This is a genomic window from Paraburkholderia sp. SIMBA_027, assembly GCF_046535315.1.
Lineage (GTDB): Bacteria > Pseudomonadota > Gammaproteobacteria > Burkholderiales > Burkholderiaceae > Paraburkholderia > Paraburkholderia tropica.
In genome coordinates, this window is record NZ_JAWRWY010000530.1 from 1 (window position 1) to 274 (window position 274).

At 65.7% G+C, this 274-nt stretch carries 1 protein-coding gene; it reads right to left on the reverse strand.

From position 1 onward, the window contains the following. Positions 1-134: 134 nt before the first annotated feature. Positions 135-266 carry a hypothetical protein gene (locus tag SB764_RS40115; RefSeq protein WP_410866767.1) on the reverse strand — a complete coding sequence of 44 codons (132 nt, stop codon included), beginning with the start codon at positions 264-266 and terminating at the stop codon, positions 135-137. Positions 267-274 lie beyond the last annotated feature (8 nt).

Genomic DNA, 274 nt, shown 5'->3' on the forward strand with positions numbered 1-274 from the left:
GGCGAAAGGCCTCGCCATCGGCCACGCTGGCCTGGCCCGAAGCCAGGCGCACGACCCAGGCCTGGGCCTCGCGCTTGAGCGCGGCCGCGGGGTCGCCACCGGGGCGGGAGCGTCTGAACAGGGGTGTCATATAGCTAAGACGTTTCCCGGGGTCGGGGACCGTAGCGCTGGACATACTTTTTTTCCAATTTCTCGCAACAGTGCTCCAGCCCCGCGCGCAATTCCTTTTCCACGGTCCGCACCGAGATGCCAAAACGTTCGGCGATCTCGCGGT